The sequence below is a fragment of the Bacteroides sp. Marseille-P3684 genome, assembly GCF_900291465.1.
In the GTDB taxonomy this organism is placed as follows: domain Bacteria; phylum Bacteroidota; class Bacteroidia; order Bacteroidales; family Bacteroidaceae; genus Phocaeicola_A.
The window spans coordinates 3,080,136-3,103,049 of record NZ_LT985808.1 but is presented as its reverse complement, the minus strand read 5'-3'; the positions used below and the strand labels follow the sequence as shown (position 1 = coordinate 3,103,049).

Genomic DNA, 22,914 nt, shown 5'->3' with positions numbered 1-22,914 from the left:
GTTCTCAGCCGATTACATGCGCTGGTGGAAGCTGCGTGAGATGACCTCCAGCTGATGTTCGCGGCTCAGCTTGATGAAGTTCACGGCATAGCCCGACACGCGGATGGTGAGTTGCGGGTATTTCTCGGGATGCTCCATGGCGTCCTCCAGCATCTCGCGGTTGAGCACGTTCACGTTCAGGTGGTGTGCGCCCTTGGTGAAGTAGCCGTCAATCATCGTCACGAGGTTCTCGATGCGTTCCTCGCGCGTCGGTCCGAGCGATTTCGGTACGATGGAGAATGTGTTGCTGACGCCGTCCTGCGCATCCCGGTAACGGAGTTTCGCCACGGAGCTGAGTGATGCCAACGCACCGTTCTTGTCCCGTCCGTGCATGGGGTTCGCACCCGGAGCGAAGGCGACACCCTTGGCGCGTCCGTCGGGGGTAGCACCGGTCTTCTTGCCATACATCACGTTCGAGGTGATGGTGAGGATGGAGAGCGTCGGGCGTGCGTTCTTGTAGACGGGCAGCTTCTTGAGTTCCTCGTCGAAGAAGTAGACCAGGTCGACAGCCAGGTGGTCCACCCGGTCGTCGTCGTTGCCGAAGCAGGGGAACTCGCCGTCAATCTGGAAGCTCTCCGTCAGTCCGATTTCATTGCGTACGGCTTTCACCCGTGCATACTTGATGGCTGACAGCGAGTCGACGGCGATGGACATGCCCGCCACGCCGTATGCCAGGTTGATGCGCGGGTTGGTGTCGACGAACGCCATCTGTGCCTTCTCGTAGTAATATTTGTCGTGCATGTAGTGGATGATGTTCATCGCCTCGTTGTAGACGCGTGCAATCTCCTTGAGCACCTTCTTGTAGTTTGCCATGACCTCCTCGAACTTCAGCGTGTCGCCGGTCAGCACGGGAATGTCCTTGACCATCAGCGTGCCGGTGTTCTCGCAACGTCCGCCGTTGATGGCGAGCAGGAGGGCTTTCGCCAGGTTGCATCGCGCGCCGAAGAACTGGATGTGCCGTCCGATGTCCTGGTACGACACGCAGCAGGCGATGCCGTAGTCGTCCGAGTGACGCACTTCACGCATCAGCTCGTCGTTCTCGTACTGGATGGACGAGGTGTCGACCGACACCTGTGCGCAGAAGTCCTTGAATCCCTCGGGCAGCTGCGGGCTCCAGAGCACGGTCATGTTCGGTTCAGGCGACGGGCCGAGGTTGTAGAGCGTCTGGAGGAAGCGGAAGGAAGTCTTCGTCACCTTCGTCCGTCCGTCGTTGAAGCGTCCGCCGATGGCTTCGGTCACCCAGGTCGGGTCTCCGGCGAAGATGTCGTTGTAGCTCTGCATGCGCAGGTGGCGCACCATGCGCAGCTTGATGATGAACTGGTCGATGAGCTCCTGTGCGAAGGTCTCGTCGATGAGTCCGTGCGCCAGGTCATACTCGATGTAGATGTCGAGGAAGGAGGATGTGTTGCCCAGCGACATGGCGGCCCCGTCCTGTTCCTTGACGGCAGCCAGGTAAGCCATGTAGACCCATTGCACTGCTTCCTGTGCGTTGTGTGCGGGGCGGCTCAGGTCCAGTCCGTAGTATTCGCCCATGACCTTCATGTCCTTGAGCGCCTTGATTTGTTCGGCAACCTCTTCGCGCAGGCGGATGCGTTCCTCGGTCATGGGACCGGTGAGGTCGCGCAGGTCCTCCTGTTTGGCAGCAATCAGGTTGTCCAGTCCGTAGAGCGCCAGTCGTCGGTAGTCGCCGATGACCCGTCCGCGTGCATAGTTGTCGGGCAGTCCGGTGAGGAATCCCAGGGAGCGGAAGGAACGAATCTCCTCCGTATATACGTCAAATACCCCATCGTTGTGTGTCTTGCGATAGTGTGTGAAGATGTCTTTCACCTTCGGGTCTACTTCCACTCCATTTTCACGGCAAGCCTTCTCGACCACCTTGATACCGCCGAAAGGCTTGATGGCACGCCGGAGCAGTTCGTCGGTCTGCAGTCCCACGATGAGTTCGTTCTCCCGGTCGATGTATCCAGCCTTGTGTGACGTGATGGTTGACACCGTGTTCGGATCGAGCGAGCGTACTCCCCCGTTGTTCCGTTCCTCTTCGAGTGCCTTGAGGCAGCACTCCCAGACTTTCCGGGTTCGTTCGGTGGGGCCTTGCAGGAAGGATGCGTCGCCTTCGTAAGGGGTAATGTTTCTGCTTACGAAATCAGTCACGTTGATCTCTTGCGTCCAGAGTCCGTCTTTGAAGTTTCTGTTCAATTCCATAAATCCGATAATCTTGTGAAAGTTGAATTAATAATAGTGCATAAACGGAGGTACGTATCCTCCTCCAAAATTTTGAGCCGCAAAGATAAGCTGTAAATTCCGTATGTGCGTCACAAACAGCCCTAATTTTATGCTGTAGAACATAAAATAGCAACATTTAGGTAGTCCGCACGTAGATTTAAAGTTGAAAAAGATGAAAAAGAGTCCCTGAATATTTGGAGCTCTGCCAACGAACCTTTACCTTTGCAGCGCTTTCGAAGGAAAGATGCCGGAGTGGTCGATCGGGCCGCACTCGAAATGCGGTGAACGGGCAACTGTTCCCAGGGTTCGAATCCCTGTCTTTCCGCTGATAATAAGCAGATTATAGGAATTAGGCGTAAAAACTTAGTTCCTATTTTTTTTGTTTGGGCGGTATTATTCATTATAAAACTTGAGGAAGGGCTCCCATGCCGAGCCTCGCAACCCATCGCTTCCGGGCATGAAAAAAGGAAGCCGTTCGATGTGAATGACTTCCTTTCCCTGTGATTCCGCTGCGATTCGAACGCAGGACCCACGCCTTAGAAGGGCGTTGCTCTATCCAGCTGAGCTACGGAACCAGCCTTATTTGCGGTTGCAAAGGTAGTGCTTTTGGGGGAAAGTACAAATATCGGACGCATTTTTTTGCGAAGAATCTCGGGAAGAGGACGTGAACTTCGTTAAATTCAGTATAGAACGGGGAGGTTTTCAAAGTCAGACTTGCAAGAAAGTGAAACTTTTACGTATGTTTGTGCCCTATTTAACCATACAAAGACAAAAAGAAGATATGAAGTACAATTTTGATGAGCTCATTGAGCGCAGAGGTACCAATGCCATTAAATATGATGCCATGAAAGAATTGTGGGGCAGGGAAGACCTCATCCCCATGTGGGTAGCGGACATGGATTTCCGTACACCGTCTTTTATCCTGGAGGCCATCCGGCGTCGGCTGGACCACGAAGTGCTCGGCTACACACACCCGGCAGACAGCTATTATGAGGCAATCATCCATTGGGTGGACAAACGTTACGGCATGAAAGTGGAAAGAGACGACCTGCACTACATCCCGGGCATCGTGCCGGGCATACACCACGCCGTGTGTGCACTGACGGAGAAAGGAGACAAGATTGCCATCCAACCGCCGGTGTACCATCCCTTCCGTCAGATTATCGAAGGGACGGGACGCGTGCCGGTCTGTGCACCCCTGGTGTTGCGTGACGGACGGTTCTGCATGGATTTTGATGCCTTGCGCAGAGCCTTGGAGGGTTGCAAGCTCTTCATCCTTTGTAATCCGCACAATCCGGGTGGAGTGGTCTGGACACAGGAAGAGCTGGAGGAGGTATCCCGTATCTGCGAGGCTTGCGGTGTGACCGTCATCAGCGATGAAATCCATGCCGACATGGTGTTTGCCCCGCATCGCCACCGTCCGTTTGCCACCGTCACTCCGTGGGTACGGGAACATACAGTCACGTTCATGGCACCTTCGAAGGTGTTCAACATGCCCGGCATCATCGTGTCCCAGGCTATTGTCTACAACCCGGAACTGCGTGAGCGCTTCTATGGTTACATCGACCGGAATGACCTGGCGATGGGCAATGTGTTCTCCTACCTTGCAGCCGAGGCTGCCTATACGGAAGGCGAGGAATGGCTGACGCAGATGCTGGACTATGCACAGGCAAACATCCGTCTCGTGGATGAGCGTCTGAAGGAACGCATGCCTAAAATCAAGGCGGTGCTTCCGGAAGCCTCCTTCCTGATATTCCTGGATTGCCGCGAACTGGGCTTTGCCACGCAGGCAGAGCTGGAATCGTTCTTTGTCAACGAGGCACGGCTGGGGCTGAACAACGGAAGCATGTTCGGCGAAGAGGGCACCGGTTTCATGCGCCTGAATGTGGCGGCACCCCGCAGCGTTGTGGAGCAGGCATTGCAGCAGCTGGAGGAAGCTTACGCCCGGTTATAGGCTGCAAGTACACATGTGAAACTTACATCAAAATGACTAGACAGATATGATCAGACACATTGTAGCATTCAAGTTGAAAGGGACTCCGGAGGAACGTTTGGAGGTGTCGCGCCGATTCAAGGCGGCACTGGAAGCACTCCCTGCACAAATCGACGTGTTGAAAAGCATCGAAGTCGGTATCAATGAAAATCCGGCGGAGACATGGGACGTGGTGCTGACTGCCGTCGTGGAGACGCTGGAGGATGTGGGTACGTATGCCCGCCATCCGGCTCATGTGGCAGCAGCCTCCATCGTGGCGCCTCACAAGGAGGCACGCGCCTGCGTGGACTATACCTTCTGAGTGCAGGGGAGGCATCCCCGGATAGATTCCCGGCAGGAAGGTGTACCGGCTCCGTTTTTTTATGACAGACGGACGTGGCACCTCCCTGCCGGGTCTTTTTTTATCGGACGGACGGAAGTGACAGAAAGACGGCTTTCCCGTCCTTTTGCTTGACAGATTCCCCGTTTTCTTTCTTTTCAGCTGACGCGTACTTTGCAGGATTCCGCCAAACTGGAACGGATTTGCAAAGGAATGCAAACGAAATGCCCGGCAAATGCCTTTGATTTTAGAAAACTATACATTTCATTTTCGGAATACTGACAAAACGTGCCCGGAACAATATTGTTTCGCGAGCCAAACAATATTGTTTGCCGCCTCAAACAATATAGTTTCACCCGCCAAACACGTTTGTTTCATGCCCGGAAGTCAAATCTTTGGAAAGTGGAAGTGAAAAATTCCGGGTTTCGTTCGCTGGAAGAAGGAGGCAGTCAACATTTCGGAAACTATGAAAAGAACGGGGAGAAGCCGATGCGGAGGTGCAGGATGGCAGGTCCCGCCCGCAGAAACATCCGGGAGGAAACGGAAACAACGGAACGGGCGACAAACTGTATTTCGCGAATCGCCTGAGAATGCAAAAAAATCCATCAAGCCGTATTTTGGTGCAGGGAAAGCCCCTGTCGGGCGCTTCGTTTGACATTTTGTCAATCGGAGTCGGACGTCCACGGACGGAAGCGGCATCGTTGTTTCCGCCTCTTTAAACCGACAAGTCCGGAACGGGTTGACCGCTCTTTCAGGGGGAATATGCAGGGTATTTGTATTTATTAACTAGAAAGATTAGTTGAGTAACTAAAAAATGCAGTTATTTGCGGAAAAACAAGAGATGCCATGAATAAACTGACTGCAAAAGAAGAAGAAATCATGGGCTTTTTCTGGGAGAAAGGGCCTCTGTTCGTCAGACAACTGCTGGAGTTCTACAAGGAACCCCGTCCTCACTTCAACACGTTGTCTACCATTGTCCGCGGCTTGGAGGAGAAGGGTTTCCTGTCTCATACCTCTTATGGGAACACCTATCAATATTATGCCGTGGTGTCTGCCGACGACTTCAAGCGTCGTACGCTGAAGGGTATCATCAGCAAATATTTCAATAATTCTTATCTGAGCGTGGTGTCATCGCTGGTCAAGGAAGAGAAGATTTCAGTGGACGAACTGAAGCAGCTGATCGACGAGGTCGAGAAGCCCGGACGCGATGCCAATCCTGCCAATCATCCTGAAAATTGAAGCTTATGGGAGCACTTTTGGTTTATGTGGTCAAGTCCGCCGTTTGCCTGGCACTGTTGTTTGCCGGCTACCGGCTCTGGTTGAGGAGTGAGACGCTTCACGGGATGAACCGTGCGACGCTGTTGGGGATTTGTGTGGCTTCGTTCGTGCTGCCTGCCTTGGGTGGGGCGTGGATGAGGCTGGTGGGGTTGCCTTCGTCCGGAGGAATCGATGTCGGGGCTGTCCTGGTTGCGACGGCGGAAGCTGTTCCGGCGGAAGTGGCGTCCGGGAGTCCCGTCAGCTGGCAGTCGGCAGTGGTTGCCCTCTATCTGGCAGGGCTGGCAATCTTCTTCCTGCGTGGGGTAATCGGGCTGTTCCAGTTGCTGCGTCTGCTCCGTTCAGGCAGGCGGACCCGGCTGGAGGATGGCGTATGGCTGGTGGTACACCGACGCAACCTGGCTCCGTTCAGCTGGTGGAACTGTGTGGTCATCAGCGAGGAGGACTTGTCGGCACACGGCGATTACATCCTGACTCACGAGCGGGAACACATCGTCCGTCGTCACACGGCCGACCTGATGCTGGCAGGACTGTGCACGGCCCTGCAATGGTTCAACCCGTCGGCATGGATGCTGGAGCGCGAACTGCACGACGTGCATGAGTTCCAGGCGGACGAAGGAGTCTTGGGCAAGGGGTTGGATGCCAGATGTTATCAATTGCTGTTAATAGAAAAAGCTGTCGGCACGAAACGCTACTCTCTAGCCAACAGCTTTAATCACAGTTCACTTCAAAAACGTATAACTATGATGAAAAAGAAAAAGTCCGGTCAATGGGCACGCGTGAAGTATCTTTGCCTGCTTCCGCTTGCCACGGTGGCGGTGGCGGCTTTTGCACGCCCCGAAGTGTCCGCTCCGTTGGAGCAGTTATCGAGCGCCAAAGTTACAGATTTGGCAGCAGTCGTGAAAGCAAAACAGACGGAAATTCCGGCTGACAGTGTCAAACCGACGCAGCATGGGGAGGGGGTCTTCGACATGGTGGAACAGATGCCCCACTTCCCCGGTGGTACCATGGAGATGATGAATTTCATCGGTAAGAACCTGAAGTATCCGGAGGAAGCCGTGAAGCAGAATCTGGAGGGACGTGTCATCATCCAGTTTATAGTCGGGAAGGATGGAACGGTCAGCGATGCGAAGGTCGTGCGTTCCGCCGGTCCGTTGCTGGATAACGAAGGGCTGCGGGTCATCAACCTGATGCCTCGTTGGGTGCCCGGCAGACAGGGCGGTAAGCCGGTGGCTGTCCGTTATACGGTGCCCATCGTGTTCCGCAACGACAAGCAGTCCGCTCCGTCGGGAGAGAACAAGCAGTCAGGGACGGACACCGGGCAGAAGCTGGATGTCAACCCGACGTCGGGCGACAATCCGATGGTCATCTGCGACGGCAAGGAAATCACTCCTGCAATGATGCATGCACTGGACCCGAATGCCATCGAGCGCATCGAGGTCTTCAAGGACGAGGCTTCCAAGGCGAAATACGGTGCTGTCGGCAGGAGCGGTGTTATCCTGGTGACGTTGAAGAAAAAGTAAAACGATACTTAAACGGGAGGCAATTTTCAGGACATTCGTGCTGAGCTTCTCGGAAGATTTGTCTACATTTGTTGCGCTGTAGCCTCCTGCGGGGGACTACAGCGTTAACGCTTTAAATGTAATACAATGAACAAGTACCCTAAAATTGGAATCCGCCCGACCATCGACGGTCGTCAAGGCGGTATCCGTGAAAGTCTGGAAGAGAAGACCATGTGCCTGGCAAAGGCAGTGGCAGAGTTGATTACCAATAATCTGAAGAATGGCGACGGCTCGCCCGTGGAGTGCGTCATTTCCGACAGCACCATCGGACGTGTGGCCGAGGCTGCTGCCTGCGCCGAGAAGTTCGAGCGTGAGGGAGTGGGTGCCACCATCACCGTGACCTCGTGCTGGTGTTACGGTTCGGAGACGATGGACATGAACCCCTATTATCCGAAAGCCGTATGGGGATTCAACGGAACCGAACGTCCGGGAGCCGTCTACCTGGCTGCCGTGCTTGCCGCCCATGCACAGAAGGGGTTGCCGGCATTCGGCATTTACGGACATGACGTGCAGGACCTGGCAGACAACACCATCCCTGCCGACGTAGCCGAGAAGTTGCTTCGCTTTGCCCGTGCCGCACAGGCTGTGGCGACGATGCGTGGCAAGTCCTACTTGTCGATGGGAAGTGTCGCCATGGGTATCGCCGGCTCCATTGTCAACCCGGACTTCTTGCAGGAGTACTTGGGCATCCGTGCCGAGTCGGTCGACCTGACGGAGATTCTCCGCCGCATCGAGGAGGGCATCTATGACAAGGAAGAGTTTGCCAAGGCGATGGCATGGACCGAGAAATACTGCAAGCCCAATGAAGGCGAGGACATCGGCAACCGCGACGAGAAGAAGAAGAACCGTGCCGAGAAGGATGCTGACTGGGAGTTCGTGGTGAAGATGACCATCATCATGCGCGACCTGATGCGTGGCAATCCGCGGCTGCGTGAGGCGGGCTTCAAGGAAGAGGCGCTGGGACACAATGCCATCGCTGCCGGATTCCAGGGACAACGCCAGTGGACGGACTTCAAGCCCAACGGTGACTTCTCGGAGTCGCTGCTCAACTCCTCGTTTGACTGGAACGGCATCCGCGAAGCCTTCGTGGTGGCTACGGAGAACGACTGCTGCAACGGCATCGCCATGTTGTTCGGTCACCTGCTGACCAACACGGGACAAATCTTCTCCGACGTGCGCACCTACTGGAGCCCCGAAGCCGTGAAGCGTGTCACCGGCAAGGAGCTGACCGGACGGGCTGCCGGAGGCATCATCCACCTCATCAACTCCGGAGCCACTACGCTCGACGGCACCGGCCGTCAGTGTGACGCGGAAGGCAACCCCGTGATGAAACAGCCGTGGAACATCAACGAGAAAGACGTGGAGGCTTGTCTGGCTGCCACGACCTGGCGTCCTGCCAACCGCGACTATTTCCGTGGCGGAGGCTTCTCGTCGAACTTCCTGAGTCGCGGCGGCATGCCGGTGACCATGAGCCGTCTGAATCTGGTGAAGGGACTGGGTCCCGTGCTTCAGATTGCCGAAGGATGGACCGTGGACATCGACCCGGAAATCCACGCGGTGCTCGACAAGCGTACCGACCCGACCTGGCCGACGACCTGGTTCGTACCGCGTCTGTGTGACAAGCCTGCCTTCCGCGATGTCTATTCCGTCATGAACAACTGGGGCGCCAACCACGGTGCCATCAGCTACGGGCACATCGGTCAGGATTTGATTACGCTGGCTTCCATGCTCCGCATACCCGTATGCATGCACAACGTGGAAGAGGACAAGATATTCCGTCCGGCAGCCTGGAACGCATTCGGCATGGACAAGGAAGGTGCCGACTACCGTGCCTGCGCCGCTTACGGTCCGTTGTACAAATAAAACCTGAACTGCTATGGAGCCCTCGAAAAAAACATCTATCCTTCACAAGGATGGGGTGAGCTTCGTGCTTCCCTTCATCCTCATCACGTCGTGCTTTGCCTTGTGGGGCTTTGCCAACGACATCACCAATCCGATGGTGAAAGCCTTCTCCAAGATTTTCCGCATGAGTGTGACCGACGGTGCGTTGGTGCAGGTGGCGTTCTACGGAGGCTACTTCGCCATGGCATTCCCTGCCGCCATTTTCATCCGGCGTTATTCCTACAAGGCGGGTATCCTGCTGGGGCTGGGGCTGTATGCCGTCGGCGCCTTCCTCTTCCTGCCTGCCAAGATGCTGGGTGAGTATGCCTACTTCCTGTTGGCCTATTTCATCCTGACGTGCGGATTGTCGTTCCTGGAGACGAGTGCCAATCCCTACATCCTCTCCATGGGTACGGAGGAGACTGCCACCCGACGGCTGAACCTGGCTCAGTCGTTCAATCCGATGGGCTCCCTGCTGGGTATGTATGTGGCGATGAACTTCATCCAGGCGCGGCTGAACCCGATGGACAGCGATGCCCGTGCCCAACTCAACGATGCCGAGTTTGAGGCATTGAAGGAGGCGGACCTCTCGGTGCTCATCACGCCTTACGTCGCCATTGCTGCCGTCATCCTGCTGATGTTCCTCATCATCCGTTTCACCAAGATGCCGAAGAACGGCGACCAGTCGCACGACATCCGTTTCGGTGCCACCATGAAGCGGCTCATCCACCTGCCCCGTTACCGCGAGGGGGTGATAGCCCAGTTCTTCTATGTGGGTGCACAGATTATGTGCTGGACGTTCATCATCCAGTACGGCACGCATTACTTCATGCTCGAAGGCATGGACGAGCGGTCGGCGGAAGTGCTGTCGCAGCGTTATAACATCTATGCCATGGTGCTGTTCTGCTGCAGCCGCTTCATCTGTACCTTCATCCTGCGTTACCTGAATCCGGGGCAGCTGCTGATGATTCTTGCCATCTGTGCCGGCTTCTTCACGCTGGGAGTCATCGGACTGGAGAACCGTTACGGGGTCTACTGCCTGGTGGGCGTGTCGGGCTGCATGTCGCTGATGTTCCCCACCATCTATGGCATTGCCCTTGAAGGCCTGGGCGATGATGCCAAGTTCGGAGCTGCCGGACTGATTATGGCGATTCTGGGAGGTTCGGTACTTCCCCCGGTGCAGGCTTCCATCATCGACTTGGGCAGCGTGGGAGGCTTCCCGGCAGTCAACCTGTCCTTTGTGCTTCCGCTGATTTGCTTCATCGTGGTGGCAGCCTACGGGTTCCGTACCTTCCGACGGAAAGTGTAAGCGGAAAGAAACTCATACAGATACTATGAAGCGAGGGCGTGTCCGGCTGTTGACCGGCACGCCCTCGCTTGTTTTGAATACAGTTTGAATGCTGTTTGAATGCCGTTTGGCGTATGACTTGAGTTGTTTACGTGTGCTGTCTGTGTGCCTCTGCATACTGCCGGAAGCGTTCGAGTCCCTCATGGAGTACGGACTTCGGGCAGGCGATGTTCCACCGCATGAAGCCTTCCCCTTCGGCACCGTACATCGTGCCTGCATTGAGCCAGAGCCGCGCCTCCTGTGTGAGGCGGTGTTCCAGTTCCTCCGACGGCTGACGGAGCGCACGGGTGTCCATCCACACCAGGTAGGTGCCTTCGAGGCGGGTGAGGGGGAAGTCGGGCAGATGCTCCTCGCAGTAAGCCTGCATGTAGCGGTAGTTGGCATGCAGGTAGGCAAGGAGCTGGGTGAGCCATTCCTCGCCCTCGTTGTAGGCGGCGATGGTGGCGAGTACGCCGAAGGGATTGACGTCGCACACCTCGTTGATGTTGATTGCCTTGTCGATGCGTCGGCGCATGTCGTCGTCGGCAGCTACGATGGTGGCAATCTGCAGGCCCGCCATGTTGAACGATTTGCTGGGCGACACACACGTCACCGAGTGCTGCCGGAACTCCTCCGACAGGGAGGCGAACGGCGTATAGGTATGTCCCGGGTAGACCAGCTCGCAGTGAATCTCGTCCGAGACGACCGTGACCCCGTGGCGGAGGCAGATGTCACCCAGACGGGTCAGCTCTTCGCGGGTCCAGACACGTCCGGCAGGGTTGTGGGGATTGCAGAGCAGCATCACCTTGACCCGCTCGTCGGCTGCCTTCCGTTCCAGGTCCTCGAAGTCCATGCGGTACGTCCGGTCCTCGTATGTCAGGGGGCTGCTGACCATCCCGCATCCGTTGTTGCGGATGGAGGAGAAGAAGCAGTTGTAGACCGGAGTCTGCACCAGCACCTTGTCGCCGGGCACGGTCAGTGCCTTGATGACGGCAGAGAGGGCGGGCACCACTCCCGAGGTGTAAATCATCCAGTCGCGTCGGATGGTCCAGCCGTGACGGCGGGCGAACCAGTCCGTGACGGCATCGTAGTAGGCGTCCGGTACCCGTGTGTAGCCGAAGATGCCGTGGGCGACGCGCCGTTGCAGCGCCTCCACGATGGGGGCTGCCGTGCGGAAGTCCATGTCAGCCACCCACAAGGGGAGGACGTCGGCATCCGCCGCACTGTCCCACTTGTAGGAGTTGGTATTCCGGCGCGGGATTATCTCGTCGAAGTCATACCGCATGGCTGCCTCCTCTCTCTTCGATGACGCAGTCGGCGGGCGCCTTGATGTTCTCGTCGAGGGTGATGGAGCCGATGGAGTCCGCCACGATGTGTCCCGACGTCGGGTTCTTGATGTTCGTGATGGCGCCGCGGATGTCGGCCTTCACGGTGCTGTACTCGAAGGCGCGGTCGCAGTCGGGACCGAAGGTGCAGTTCTCCAGCACGAGGTCCTGTGCGTAGCAGAGCGGTTGCTCGCCGGTGATGTGGCAGTTGACCAGGCGCAGGTTGCGTGAGTGCCAGCCGAGGTACTCGCCGTTCAGCTCGGAGTCATAGATGGTGACGTTCTCCACCTCCCAGAACGCATCCTTGGTCGTAATCCGTGCGTTGTGGATTTCGACGTTCTTCACATACTGGAACACATACTTGCTGTCACTCTCCAGTCCGTCGACGTAGATGTCGTTGCTGAACATGAAGGGGTAGGTGCCGTCGTGGAGCTTGAGGTTCTTGATGTGAAGCCGGTTGCAACGCCAGAACACTTCGTCGGCGTCGTTCATCACCACATTCTCTATCTCGATGTCGTCCATCTCGCGGAACATCTTCGGGGCATCGATGCGCGTGTCGGTCATCTTCAGGTGGTCGGAATACCACAGTGCCGAACGTCCGCCGACGTCGAAGAAGCAGCGGTCGATGGTGAACCCGTGCACATGCCAGAACGGGTAGTTCCCTTCAAACGTACAGTTGGTGGCTATGATGTTGCTACACTCTTTGATGGCAGATTCGCCGGCGCGGATGATGACGTTGTCCAAATGGAGGTCGTGCGAGGCAAACAGGGGACGTTCGCCTCCGAACTCCTGATTCTTGATCTCTTTCATACACAATAATATATTAGTTGATGATTCGTTGCGCTTTGCGGGCATCCCGACGGATGCCGGGAGGGCTTCCCTTCCGGGGCTTCGTTCACGATGCAAAAGTACAAAGCGCCTGTTATTCTCCTTGTAGATAAATTACGGTTGTTGTAACCTGGATTACGGATGATGCCGTCGGGCATCACCCGAAGGCTACCGGATGGTCTTGAGCCACTTGCCACGGAACAGGCGGATGAGGAAGATGATTCCCCGGAAGCACAGCTCCACGCACATGGCTATCCAGACGCCCTTCAGTCCCAGGGTCGGGGCGAGCAGGGCTGCGAGTGACAGACGCACCGCCCAGATGCTGAAGAAGTTCATCAGGCAGGGGATGAGCGTGCTTGCCGCACCCACGAACACACCGTAGGCGACGATGGCTGCCGCGAACATCGGTTCGGCAAATGCCTCGATGCGGAGCGCCATGACACCCAGCTCGCGGATCTCGTCGACGGGAGTCATGACACCGATGATTTGCGGGGCGGCAACGTACATGATGACCCCCATGAGCCCCATGATGAGCATGCCCATGAAGACCGTGATGTAGGCGAACCGGCGGGTCAGGTCCCGTCTGCCTGCTCCCATGCTCTGCCCCACGAGGGTGGTCGCAGCGTCGGCTATACCGTAGCCGGGCATGTAGCAGAGGCTCTCGGCGGTGATGGCAAACGAGTTGGCGGCAATGGCGAAGATGCCCAGCGGAGCCACGATGACCGTGGTCATGATTTGGGCGCCGCAGATGACCGCATGCTCGATGCCCATCGGCAGACCGATGTGCAAAGCCTTCCTGAGGGTGGCGGCAGTGGGGCGGAAGCGTCCGTGTTCCTTCGTCAGCCGGAGCTGGGGAGAGCGGGTGAGCAGGAACCAGAGCAGCAACCCGGCGGCAATGGTCTCGGCAAGGACCGTTCCCAGGGCGGCTCCCTCGACGCCCAGTCCTGCGCCCGGCATGAAGAGCGTGAAGCTGCCCAGCCGGATGTCCCGCGAGGGGAAGATGAGGAAGAAGTTGAAGATGACGTCGAGCACGCACATCAGCACGCCGGCAAGGCTGGGCATGTGCATGTTCCCGCTGCAACGCAGCATGCTTCCGGCGAGGAAGTTCATCTGGAGCACGGGCAGGAAGAGGGCATAGATGAAGAAGTAGAGCGAGGCATCCCGGCGGATTACTTCGTCGCCGCCCAGCCACCCGGGCAGGAAGCCGCTGATGGAGACGCCGATGAGGGCAAGCGTCAGTCCGAACAGCCCGATGGCAACCAGACCCTGACGCAGCACGGCACGTGCCTCGGTGAAGTCGTTCGCCCCGATGCGGTGGGCGACCTGGACGGAGAAGCCTGCCGTGGCTGCCATGCAGAGTCCGCCGAAGAGCCACGTCGTGGTGGATACCAGTCCGATGGATGCCGAGGCGTCGGCACCGAGACTGCCCACCATGGAGGCGTCGATGTACTGCATGACGATGCTGGAGAGCTGTGCCACGATGGAAGGGATACTCAGCTGGGCGGTCAGCTTGAGCTGCTGGCCGAACGTCAGTGATTTGCCTTCACGGATGAGGGCCAACAGGGCTTCAGCCTTTTCTGTTTGTTGTTTCATGAGAAGTCTTTGGGTTCCTTAAAGTCAGTTTCAGGTTCAGGGTCTGTCTCCCGGATGAGCCGTGTGGGGGTGTCTCCGGGACGCGTGCCACCTCGGACAAGGCGATGAAGGTATTGCCCTCACGGTGAGGGCTACCATTGATTAACAGAACTTTCATAGTACTTGTTTTTTTATGTTATAGGATTCTTAGGCGGCGCAAAGATACATCAATTGCGCCAAACGGTGAAATGAGTCCGTCCACCCGACGGGGGAGGAGCGCGGTACATGCGGCGGACGAACGTCGTGCCTGTAGGGGGTAGACGTCGTACATGTGGGGGATAGACAGACCAAAGTATTATACTTAGGCTGCCAAAGTATAATACTTAGGGGGTCTAAGTATAATACTTTGGTCCGTACAGGCCCGGGGTTAGTCGCGTCTGTGCCGTACATGAATCCCATCCGTCCCCGTCCGTGTGTCAGCTGCCCCCGAGGCGGTACTCGCCGGGCGACACACCCGTGAACCGCTTGAAGAGCAGGCTGAACGACTGCACGCTCGGGTAGCCCAGCCGGCGCGCCACGAACGCAGGGGTGTGGGCGGGGTCCTGCAGCAGGTGCTTCGCCATCTTCAGACGTTTGAGCTGGAAGCACTCGTCGGGCGTCTTGCCGGTCTCGAACTTCAGCAGGTCCTCGAAGTAGGCAGCCGAGAGTCCCAGTTCCGTGGCAAACGAGGCGGTCGTGGGCAGCCTGCCGTCCTCCAGCCTGCCGGACGTCAGGTAGGTGTCGAGCAGCCTGGTCGCCCGGCTGAGGAGTGCCTTGTTCTTGTTCTCGCGGGTGATGAACTGACGTTCGTAGAACCGTGTGCAGTAGTCCAGCAGCAGCTCGATGTGGCGGGAGAGGATGGTGCGCGTATGGGTGTCGATGGGGTGGTGCAGTTCCTCCTCGATGTGCTCCAGGCAGCAGGTCACCGTGGCGGTTTCGCGTTGCGACAGGTGGAGCGCCTCCTCCTTGCGGTAGCCGAAGAAGGTGTAGTTGCGGATGTGGTTGTCCAGCGTCGTGCGGAACAGCAGGTCGGGGTGGAACGCCAGCAGCCACCCTTTGTCGGGCAGGGTGTTGTCGGTGGTCATGCGGAAGATGGCTCCCGGTGTGAGGAACACCATGGTGGCGGTGGAGAAGTCGTCGTACTTCCGTCCGCAGCAGTGGCATCCGTCGGGGCACTCCTCGATGAGCAGGATGGCATAGAACTCGAACTTCACGGCGTCGCACCCCAGCTCCGGGTTCTCCAGGTTGATGAGCGTCGCCTGCGGATGGAGGGTCCGGCATCCCAGGCAGCGGTTGCAGTCGTATACACTTTTGAGGTCCAGTGTGTGGTTCTTATCTTCCATAGGTGGAGCGTAATCGTCAACTCGTTAGGGTTTTCTTTCGTCTGCAAAAGTAGTGGATAGGTCGGGAACACGCATAACCTTTATTACGGATGTTGCAACCCGGGTTACGGAACGGAGGGACGGGGAGGGGCGCGGTGTTCCGTAATTCGGGTAGTAACTGCGGTAATCCGTCTACCCCGATTGTGGCGGCAGGCAGTTACCTTTGCAGCCGGACAAACCAAGACAGAGACATGACAAACCTTCAGAAATGCCTTCTTTCCCCGTTCCTGCTGACCCTTTCGGCAGGACTGTCGGCACAGACACTGCCTGCCGACTCCATCCTGCGGGACCGTGCCCTCCGCGAGGTCGTGGTCACCGGGACACGCAATGCCACCGACGTGCACCATCTGCCCATGACCCTCTCCGTCATCGACCGCCGTCAGCTGGAGGAGCGCTACGAATCCTCCATCCTGCCGCTACTCAACGAGCAGGTGCCGGGACTCTTCACCACGAGCCGCAGCCTGATGGGCTATGGCGTCTCGACCGGGGCAGCCGGAAGCATCACCGTGCGTGGCATCGGGGGTACGTCGCAGATGCTCGTGCTCATCGACGGACATCCGCAGTACATGGGCCTCTTCGGGCATCCCATCGCCGATGCTTATCAGACGATGCTTGCCGAGCGGGTGGAGGTCCTGCGCGGTCCCGCGTCGGTGCTCTACGGTTCCAATGCCATGGGCGGGGTGCTCAACATCGTCACGCGGCAGCAGCAGGCTGACGGAGGATACACGCACATCCGGCTGGGAGGAGGCTCGTACGGCACCTTGCAGACGGAGGCTACCCACCTCCTGCGTCGGGGACGTTTCTCGGGCATCGTTGCGGCTTCCTATAACCGGACGGACGGACACCGCGCCGACCTCGGCTTCGAACAGGCAGGGGGCTATGCCAAGTTGGGCTACGACTTCACCCCGCACTGGAAAGCGTATGCCGACGTGAACGTCACCCACTTCAACGCCTCCAATCCCGGTCCGGTGAGTGCGCCGCTGGTGGACAATGATTCGCACATCACGCGCGGCATGACGTCCGTAGCCCTGCAGAACAACTACGACCGGACGTCGGGTGCCCTGAGCTTCTTCTACAACTGGGGCAACCACCGCATCGACGACGGATACAGTCCCGGAGGCACTCCACGCGACTACCGTTTCCACTCCAAGGACCTCATGATGGGAGTGTCGTGGTATCAGAGCGCGACCCTCTTTGCCGGCAACCGGCTGACGCTGGGCTTCGACTACCAGCACTTCGGCGGAGAGTCCTGGAACAAGGTACTTGCCACGGGTGAGAAGCGTCCCGGTGTGGACAAGAAGCAGGATGAGTTTGCCGGTTACGCCGACTTCCGCCAGTCGCTCGGCGATTGGCTTTCGCTCAACGTCGGTCTGCGTGTGGACCATCATTCGCATGTCGGGACGGAGCTGGTGCCACAGGGCGGACTGGCCTTCCACCTGCCGCGGCAGGCGGAACTGCGTGCCATGGTGAGCAAGGGCTTCCGCAACCCGACCATCCGCGAGATGTACATGTTCAACCCGCGCAATCCGGACCTGAAGGCCGAGCGTCTGATGAACTACGAGCTCTCCTTCACGCAGCGGCTGCCTGGCGGACGCCTGTCCTACGGTGCCAACCTGTACTATATAAAAGGAGACAACACCATCCTGCTCGACCCGACAGTCCCCCGCTATTTCAACTCCGGCGAGATAGAGAACTGGGGCGTGGAGCTGACGTCCGCCTACCGCCTGGACGCACACTGGGACGTCGATGCCAACTACAGCTGGCTGCACATGGAGCACCCCGTGCTTGCCGCCCCGGAACATAAGCTCTATGCCGGCATCACCTTCCGCGACGGACGATGGAATGTGGCGACCGGTGTGCAGTACGTCAAGGACCTGTACACCTCCACGTCCGGTTCAGGCACGACGGAAGACTTCGTGCTGTGGAATGCGCGTGCTTCCTATCGCCTCTGCCGCTTTGCCTCCCTTTATGTGAAGGGGGAGAACCTGCTGGCACAACGCTATGAGGTCATGCAGGGCTACCCCATGCCGCGGGCGACCTTCATGGGTGGAGTGGACATCCGCTTCTGAGAGCATAAACGAAGCAAGCCGTGCAACTGGAAGGGAGGTTTTCCGTCGCACAGCTTGCCGATTGGGTCCGGATGGTGATGGATGGAGATGAGATGATTATCCGGACCTGTAATTATTCTACTACGCTAAATGTGGTTACTTTTAAACCATTTTTTGTATTGGCATTATTGGGGTCTCCCATGATGATGCCATATTCACCCGGTTCAAGATCGTTTAGGACAATGAGGTACGAGCTTTGCCCATACTTGGAAGCGTTGTATTCAATGGTGGCAAGGTTGTTGGTTTCTGTTTTTGACAGTGTTCCCGCCTCTGCCAGTTGGTAACGACGTTCTTTACCTTTGATTTCGAATTTGAAGATGCTGATGAACGAATTGGGGTCAGTGTCGTTGTCTTTTGCCTTGATGATAATCTTATTTGTTCCAGTATTCCCCGTCACTTTACTGGTTGATTTGATTCCTTTCAAGGTCAGACGCGATTTTACTTTACCAATACCTGTGAGATAAAGGCTGGCACCGGCCTTTGTCTTGATGGTTGCATTTTCTCGACTCAAGAGTACTCCTTGACTGTCTGATGTTAAGAGTAGGGTCTGTTCTGCAAACTCTGGTTCTTCTACACTTACTTGTGCACTGATATTCATGGCGAATAGGGTGCAGATAAAGGCAATAAACAACTTCTTCATGATGCTTTAGGTTTATGGTCTGTTGAAAGCTCTTGCTTTCACTGAATAATGATTAATTCTCCTGGCGGCAAATGTAGGTAATATAATGAGCGAGGGGATATTCTGTGCCGTTGAAAAGAGAGAGCGTTTGAATTAATTAACAATACGGATAGCCCGGGACACAGAGACACAGCGAGACGGATTGTCTGTCGGGGTACATCCCGAAACGCTGTGTTCCCGTGTCTCTGAGTTCACACCTTATCCAGGGCTTCTCACATGTCGATGGCTATTTTCAGGACGCCGTCCGCCTTGCTCTCGAACAGCCGGTATGCCTCTTCGATGCGGCTGAACGGGAAACGGTGTGTGATGAGTGGCGTCGTGTCCAGCTCTCCGGCTGCTATCAGGCGCAAGGTTTCCGCACAGTCGCAACCGTCCACACCACCCGTCTTGAAGACAAGGTTTTTGCCGTACATGTCGGGGAGGGGGAGCACCTGAGGCGTGTCATAGAGTGCCACGATGGTCACGATGGCGTTGGGGCGTGCACACTCCCATGCCATCCGGAAGGTGGTGTCGGTCCCTGCCACTTCCAGCACGCGGTCGGCACCTCCGTGCTCGCTGTGTGCGGCAACAAACTCCCGGCAGTTCTCGGGCGTGGTGAGGAGGACGTCGGGGTAATGTTCGCGGACGAAGCGGAGCCGCTCGGGCGATGGCTCACAGACGATGATGCGCCGGGGATGCTTCAGCCGTACGCAGAGCAAGGTGCAGATGCCCGTCGGTCCGGCACCCAGAATGAGCACCGTGTCTTCAGGCGTGATGTCCGAGATGCGGGCTGCCCAGAAACCGGTGGCAAGCACATCGCCCACAAACAGTGCCGCGTCATCGCTCACGCCGTCAGGGATAGGTGTCAGCCCCTGGTCGGCATAGGGGACACGGACGTAAGGCGCTTGTCCGCCGTCGATGCGGCATCCGAGTGCCCAGCCCCCGTCGGGGTCGGTACAATTGTTCACATAGCCGTGACGGCAGAAGAAGCATTCGCCGCAGAATGTCTCTACATTGACTGCCACACGGTCGCCGGGGCGGAGGTGGTGGATGGCGGTGCCGGTCTCTTCGACCACACCTACCATCTCATGCCCTACGGTGATACCGGGCACGGCACGGGGAACGCTGCCATGTTTGATGTGCAGGTCGCTGGTACAGATGCTGCTACAGGTCACACGCACGATGGCGTCGCGTGGATGGAGCAGGGTGGGACGGGGCTTGTCGGTCAGTCCGAAACGTCCCGGTCCGATGTAAGTGTATGCTTTCATGAGCGGGTAAAAGGATGGTTGATGGAACAAAAGTAGTGCTTTCCTGCGTCGGGCGGAAGGGAGGGGCAGGAAAAATAGCTACATTTGCGCCCGTGAATGTTGAACAGGAAGAAAGAAACGTATGCCGATACTGGAGATAAACACGTTGGACCATCCCGGAGTGGACGTGTTCAGCACACTGACCGAAGCGCAGCTGCGCAACCGTCTGGAGCCCGGCAAGGGCATCTTCATCGCTGAGAGCCCGAAAGTCATCCGGGTGGCGCTGGAGGCTGGTTACGAACCGCTGGCATTGCTCTGTGAGCGCCGTCATCTGACGGGTGATGCCGCCGACATTGTGGCGCGTTGCGGGGACATCCCGGTCTATACGGGAGAACGGGAGCTGCTGGCCCGGCTGACGGGGTATGTACTGACGCGGGGCGTGCTGTGCGCCATGCGTCGTCCGCAACCGCGCAGCCTGGACGAAGTCTGCCGGGGAGCACGCCGGGTGGTGGTCATCGACGGGGTAGTCGACACGACCAACATCGGGGCGATTTTCCGTTCGGCAGCCGCGTTGGGGATGGATGCTGTCCTGCTGACCCCTTCCTCGTGCGACCCTCTCAACCGACGGGCAGTCCGGGTGTCGATGGGTTCTGTCTTCCTGGTGCCGTGGACCTGGCTCGAAGGTTCCCCCTCCGAACTTCACCGGTTGGGATTCCGTACGGCGGCGATGGCGCTGACCGACAACTCCATCTCGCTGGATGACCCATGCCTTGCTGCCGAGCAGCGTCTGGCGATTGTCATGGGGACGGAAGGGGACGGACTCTCCCGCGAGGCAATTGCCGAAGCCGACTATGTCGTGCGCATCCCGATGGCACACGGAGTCGATTCGCTCAATGTCGCGGCAGCCTCAGCCGTGGCGTTCTGGCAATTGCGGGTGACGGACCGTTGACCGCCTCACGGCTCCACCAGCTCTGCCAGCGAGTTCATGAGCCGTGTGTGGGGATATGCTTCCAGCTCCTGACGGGTGGTTGCGCCTGTCAGTACTCCTGCAAAGTCGGTGCCTGCGGCTTGTGCCGTGAGGGCATCGACCGTGCTGTCGCCCACATAGAGCACTTGGGAAGGGGTTACTCCCAGTCGGTCCATGGCGGCAAGCAGTCCCTCGGGGTGTGGCTTGGCGTGTGTCACGTCTTCCCCACCGACGACGAGGTCGATGAAGTCCGGTTCCACCTTGTCGCTGAAGAAGTCCAGGATGCGGTACCGGTACTTGGTGGAGATGATGCCGATGCGTGCCCCGTCAGCCTTGAGCCGCCTCAAGGTGTCCAGCGTGTCCGGGTAAAGCCGTGTGTTGGCGTTCATGTACCGGTTGGCTTCCGTGGTATATTCGCTCCGCCACTCCTTCAGCGTCTGTGCATCGTGTTCGCCGGTGAGGATGGCGAACGACTCTTCCAGGGTCTTTCCGATGGTGCGGCAGATGGCTTCCTCACTGACGGAAAGGAAGCCGTGTCGTTCCAGTACGATGCGAAAACATTTCACAATGCCGGTCGAGGAGTCTGCCAGCGTATAGTCAAAGTCGAATAAGTAAGCCGAATAGTTCATGTCGTTTTCGATTTTTCGGCAAAAGTAATCGCTTTTTTTAGCATCTGATGTTGTACCTTTGCAGAAAGTGAACCGAAACATCCGCCAGGCGTCGCCTCATGAACCGGGAGGCAGCTGACGGAGAAAAGAAAGATATGGCAAAGGAAAAGACCGTTTATGTATGCAGCAACTGCGGGCAGGAGTCTCCCAAGTGGGTCGGCAAATGTCCCTCTTGTGGTGCATGGAATACATTTGTGGAAGAGGTGGTGCGCAAGGAGCCTGCCGCTTCACACCGCACAGCCTTCACGGCATCGGCGGAAGGAAAGCGCAACAAGCCGGTGGTCCTGTCGGACATCGTCGGCAGTGAAGAGCCGCGCATCGACATGCACGACGATGAGCTCAACCGGGTGTTGGGCGGCGGACTGGTGCCCGGCTCCCTGGTGTTGCTGGGTGGTGAGCCAGGCATCGGAAAGTCGACGCTGGTGTTGCAGACCGTCCTGCGCATGCCCGAACGGCGCATCCTCTATGTGTCGGGTGAGGAGAGTGCCCGCCAGCTGAAGCTGCGTGCCGACCGCATCCGTCATAATTCGTCCGACTGTCTCATCGTCTGCGAGACGTCGCTGGAACACATCTTTACCCATATCAAGAACGTACAGCCCGAGCTGGTGATTATCGACTCCATCCAGACCATCTCCACCGAACTGGTCGAGTCGTCGCCCGGCAGTGTGGCACAGGTCCGCGAGTGCGCCGCCTCCATCCTGAAGTTTGCCAAAGAGACCAATACCCCCGTCATCCTCATCGGACATATTAATAAGGAAGGCAGCATCGCCGGTCCGAAGGTGCTCGAGCACATCGTCGATGCCGTCCTTCAGTTTGAGGGCGACCAGCACTACATGTACCGCATCCTGCGTAGCATCAAGAACCGCTTCGGCAGTACCGCCGAACTGGGCATTTACGAGATGCGGCAGGACGGGTTGCGCCCCGTGAGCAATCCCTCCGAGCTCCTCCTTTCCGCCGACCATGAAGGGATGAGCGGAGTCGCCATCGCATGCGCCATCGAGGGGGTACGTCCGTTCCTCATCGAGACCCAGGCGCTGGTCAGTACGGCAGCCTACGGGACTCCCCAGCGTTCAGCCACCGGGTTTGACATCCGTCGCATGAACATGCTCCTGGCGGTGTTGGAGAAGCGGGTCGGGTTCAAGCTGGCGCAGAAGGATGTCTTCCTCAACATCGCCGGCGGACTGCGTGTGAACGACCCCGCCATCGACCTGGGAGTCATCAGTGCCATCCTCTCGTCAAACATGGACAGCGACATCGAACCGCTGGTCTGCATGGCAGGCGAAGTGGGACTGTCGGGCGAGATCCGTCCCGTCAACCGCATCGAGCAACGCATCTCGGAGGCGGAGAAGCTGGGCTTCAAGTCCATCCTCATCCCGCGTCACAACCTGCAGGGACTGGACACGTCGAAGGTGAAGATTGAGCTGGTGGGGGTGCGCAAGGTGGAAGAAGCGTTCCGTTTCCTCTTCGGATGACGGAAGAAGTCAAGTGTCTAATTAGAAGA

At 57.5% G+C, this 22,914-nt stretch carries 17 protein-coding genes, 2 tRNA genes and 1 pseudogene; 10 read left to right on the top strand and 10 right to left on the bottom strand.

Annotated features, from left to right (window positions below; translation table 11 throughout):
* Positions 1-12: 12 nt before the first annotated feature.
* Positions 13-2,241, bottom strand: a complete 2,229-nt coding sequence (gene pflB / locus C8275_RS12315) for a formate C-acetyltransferase (protein WP_106625367.1) — start codon at positions 2,239-2,241, stop codon at positions 13-15.
* 259 nt (positions 2,242-2,500) lie between these two features.
* On the opposite strand from pflB, the gene C8275_RS12310 reads away from it, so the two are divergent.
* A tRNA-Ser gene (locus C8275_RS12310) sits at positions 2,501-2,587 on the top strand.
* A 176-nt stretch (positions 2,588-2,763) separates the two neighbouring features.
* Here C8275_RS12310 and C8275_RS12305 read toward each other — a convergent pair.
* Positions 2,764-2,837 (bottom strand) — tRNA-Arg (locus tag C8275_RS12305).
* 206 nt (positions 2,838-3,043) lie between these two features.
* Between C8275_RS12305 and C8275_RS12300 the strand changes: the two genes are divergently transcribed.
* The 6 genes from C8275_RS12300 (at position 3,044) to fucP (ending at position 10,601) form a co-directional block, all read left to right on the top strand.
* A complete protein-coding gene (locus tag C8275_RS12300) occupies positions 3,044-4,216 on the top strand; it encodes a MalY/PatB family protein (protein WP_106625366.1) in 1,173 nt (390 codons plus the stop codon).
* A gap of 46 nt (positions 4,217-4,262) precedes the next feature.
* The gene (locus tag C8275_RS12295; RefSeq protein ID WP_022385577.1) at positions 4,263-4,556 is read left to right on the top strand and encodes a Dabb family protein; all 294 of its coding nucleotides are present in this window, start codon (positions 4,263-4,265) and stop codon (positions 4,554-4,556) included.
* 864 nt (positions 4,557-5,420) lie between these two features.
* A complete protein-coding gene (locus tag C8275_RS12290) occupies positions 5,421-5,813 on the top strand; it encodes a BlaI/MecI/CopY family transcriptional regulator (protein ID WP_106625365.1) in 393 nt (130 codons plus the stop codon).
* Positions 5,814-5,818: 5 nt separating this feature from the next.
* Complete coding sequence (locus tag C8275_RS12285; protein WP_106625364.1) at positions 5,819-7,372, top strand: M56 family metallopeptidase; 1,554 nt, start codon at positions 5,819-5,821, stop codon at positions 7,370-7,372.
* Positions 7,373-7,498: 126 nt separating this feature from the next.
* Positions 7,499-9,274: an L-fucose isomerase gene (gene fucI / locus C8275_RS12280; protein ID WP_106625363.1), complete on the top strand. Its 1,776-nt coding sequence runs from the start codon at positions 7,499-7,501 to the stop codon at positions 9,272-9,274.
* 13 nt (positions 9,275-9,287) lie between these two features.
* Complete coding sequence (gene fucP, locus C8275_RS12275; protein ID WP_022385573.1) at positions 9,288-10,601, top strand: L-fucose:H+ symporter permease; 1,314 nt, start codon at positions 9,288-9,290, stop codon at positions 10,599-10,601.
* Positions 10,602-10,728: 127 nt separating this feature from the next.
* Here fucP and C8275_RS12270 read toward each other — a convergent pair whose 3' ends face one another.
* From C8275_RS12270 to C8275_RS12250, 5 genes and pseudogenes are all read right to left on the bottom strand, one after another.
* Positions 10,729-11,904, bottom strand: coding sequence for a MalY/PatB family protein (locus tag C8275_RS12270; RefSeq protein WP_022385572.1), 1,176 nt, complete (start codon positions 11,902-11,904; stop codon positions 10,729-10,731).
* Positions 11,894-12,754, bottom strand: a complete 861-nt coding sequence (locus C8275_RS12265) for a DUF3737 family protein (RefSeq protein WP_106625362.1) — start codon at positions 12,752-12,754, stop codon at positions 11,894-11,896. Before C8275_RS12265 ends, C8275_RS12270 begins: the two co-directional genes overlap by 11 nt.
* Positions 12,755-12,940: 186 nt before the next feature.
* Entirely contained in the window at positions 12,941-14,365 is a 1,425-nt protein-coding gene (locus tag C8275_RS12260; RefSeq protein ID WP_106625361.1) for an MATE family efflux transporter, read from the bottom strand.
* Positions 14,366-14,438: 73 nt separating this feature from the next.
* Positions 14,439-14,522: pseudogene (locus C8275_RS12255) on the bottom strand (flavodoxin family protein); the annotation flags it as partial.
* A gap of 298 nt (positions 14,523-14,820) precedes the next feature.
* On the bottom strand, positions 14,821-15,726 hold the full coding sequence (locus C8275_RS12250) for an AraC family transcriptional regulator (RefSeq protein ID WP_106625360.1): 906 nt from the start codon (positions 15,724-15,726) through the stop codon (positions 14,821-14,823).
* Between the two features lie 230 nt (positions 15,727-15,956).
* Between C8275_RS12250 and C8275_RS12245 the strand changes: the two genes are divergently transcribed.
* Positions 15,957-17,834, top strand: coding sequence for a TonB-dependent siderophore receptor (locus C8275_RS12245; protein WP_106625359.1), 1,878 nt, complete (start codon positions 15,957-15,959; stop codon positions 17,832-17,834).
* 112 nt (positions 17,835-17,946) lie between these two features.
* Here C8275_RS12245 and C8275_RS12240 read toward each other — a convergent pair whose 3' ends face one another.
* Both C8275_RS12240 and C8275_RS12235 read right to left on the bottom strand, forming a co-directional pair.
* The gene (locus C8275_RS12240; protein WP_106625358.1) at positions 17,947-18,513 is read right to left on the bottom strand and encodes a hypothetical protein; all 567 of its coding nucleotides are present in this window, start codon (positions 18,511-18,513) and stop codon (positions 17,947-17,949) included.
* Positions 18,514-18,764: 251 nt separating this feature from the next.
* On the bottom strand, positions 18,765-19,799 hold the full coding sequence (locus tag C8275_RS12235) for an alcohol dehydrogenase (protein WP_022385565.1): 1,035 nt from the start codon (positions 19,797-19,799) through the stop codon (positions 18,765-18,767).
* A gap of 121 nt (positions 19,800-19,920) precedes the next feature.
* Here C8275_RS12235 and C8275_RS12230 point away from each other — a divergent pair, with 121 nt between their 5' ends.
* Positions 19,921-20,727 carry an RNA methyltransferase gene (locus tag C8275_RS12230; RefSeq protein ID WP_106625357.1) on the top strand — a complete coding sequence of 269 codons (807 nt, stop codon included), beginning with the start codon at positions 19,921-19,923 and terminating at the stop codon, positions 20,725-20,727.
* A gap of 5 nt (positions 20,728-20,732) precedes the next feature.
* On the opposite strand, the gene C8275_RS12225 is transcribed toward C8275_RS12230, so the two are convergent.
* Positions 20,733-21,374 (bottom strand): HAD-IA family hydrolase, encoded by a 642-nt coding sequence (locus C8275_RS12225; protein WP_106625356.1) that lies wholly within the window; start codon positions 21,372-21,374, stop codon positions 20,733-20,735.
* A gap of 134 nt (positions 21,375-21,508) precedes the next feature.
* Here C8275_RS12225 and radA point away from each other — a divergent pair, with 134 nt between their 5' ends.
* Positions 21,509-22,885, top strand: a complete 1,377-nt coding sequence (gene radA, locus C8275_RS12220) for a DNA repair protein RadA (RefSeq protein WP_106625827.1) — start codon at positions 21,509-21,511, stop codon at positions 22,883-22,885.
* Positions 22,886-22,914 lie beyond the last annotated feature (29 nt).

Excerpts from the sequence above, each read along its gene's own strand:
- C8275_RS12225 (WP_106625356.1), bottom strand. The coding sequence starts at position 21,374 with ATGAACTATTCGGCTTACTTATTCGACTTTGACTATACGCTGGCAGAC.
- fucI (WP_106625363.1), top strand. The coding sequence starts at position 7,499 with ATGAACAAGTACCCTAAAATTGGAATCCGCCCGACCATCGACGGTCGT.
- C8275_RS12270 (WP_022385572.1), bottom strand. The coding sequence starts at position 11,904 with ATGCGGTATGACTTCGACGAGATAATCCCGCGCCGGAATACCAACTCC.
- C8275_RS12265 (WP_106625362.1), bottom strand. The coding sequence starts at position 12,754 with ATGAAAGAGATCAAGAATCAGGAGTTCGGAGGCGAACGTCCCCTGTTT.
- C8275_RS12250 (WP_106625360.1), bottom strand. The coding sequence starts at position 15,726 with ATGGAAGATAAGAACCACACACTGGACCTCAAAAGTGTATACGACTGC.
- radA (WP_106625827.1), top strand. The coding sequence starts at position 21,509 with ATGGCAAAGGAAAAGACCGTTTATGTATGCAGCAACTGCGGGCAGGAG.
- C8275_RS12285 (WP_106625364.1), top strand. The coding sequence starts at position 5,819 with ATGGGAGCACTTTTGGTTTATGTGGTCAAGTCCGCCGTTTGCCTGGCA.
- C8275_RS12290 (WP_106625365.1), top strand. The coding sequence starts at position 5,421 with ATGAATAAACTGACTGCAAAAGAAGAAGAAATCATGGGCTTTTTCTGG.
- C8275_RS12300 (WP_106625366.1), top strand. The coding sequence starts at position 3,044 with ATGAAGTACAATTTTGATGAGCTCATTGAGCGCAGAGGTACCAATGCC.
- C8275_RS12230 (WP_106625357.1), top strand. The coding sequence starts at position 19,921 with ATGCCGATACTGGAGATAAACACGTTGGACCATCCCGGAGTGGACGTG.
- C8275_RS12295 (WP_022385577.1), top strand. The coding sequence starts at position 4,263 with ATGATCAGACACATTGTAGCATTCAAGTTGAAAGGGACTCCGGAGGAA.
- C8275_RS12260 (WP_106625361.1), bottom strand. The coding sequence starts at position 14,365 with ATGAAACAACAAACAGAAAAGGCTGAAGCCCTGTTGGCCCTCATCCGT.
- C8275_RS12245 (WP_106625359.1), top strand. The coding sequence starts at position 15,957 with ATGACAAACCTTCAGAAATGCCTTCTTTCCCCGTTCCTGCTGACCCTT.
- pflB (WP_106625367.1), bottom strand. The coding sequence starts at position 2,241 with ATGGAATTGAACAGAAACTTCAAAGACGGACTCTGGACGCAAGAGATC.
- C8275_RS12240 (WP_106625358.1), bottom strand. The coding sequence starts at position 18,513 with ATGAAGAAGTTGTTTATTGCCTTTATCTGCACCCTATTCGCCATGAAT.
- fucP (WP_022385573.1), top strand. The coding sequence starts at position 9,288 with ATGGAGCCCTCGAAAAAAACATCTATCCTTCACAAGGATGGGGTGAGC.
- C8275_RS12235 (WP_022385565.1), bottom strand. The coding sequence starts at position 19,799 with ATGAAAGCATACACTTACATCGGACCGGGACGTTTCGGACTGACCGAC.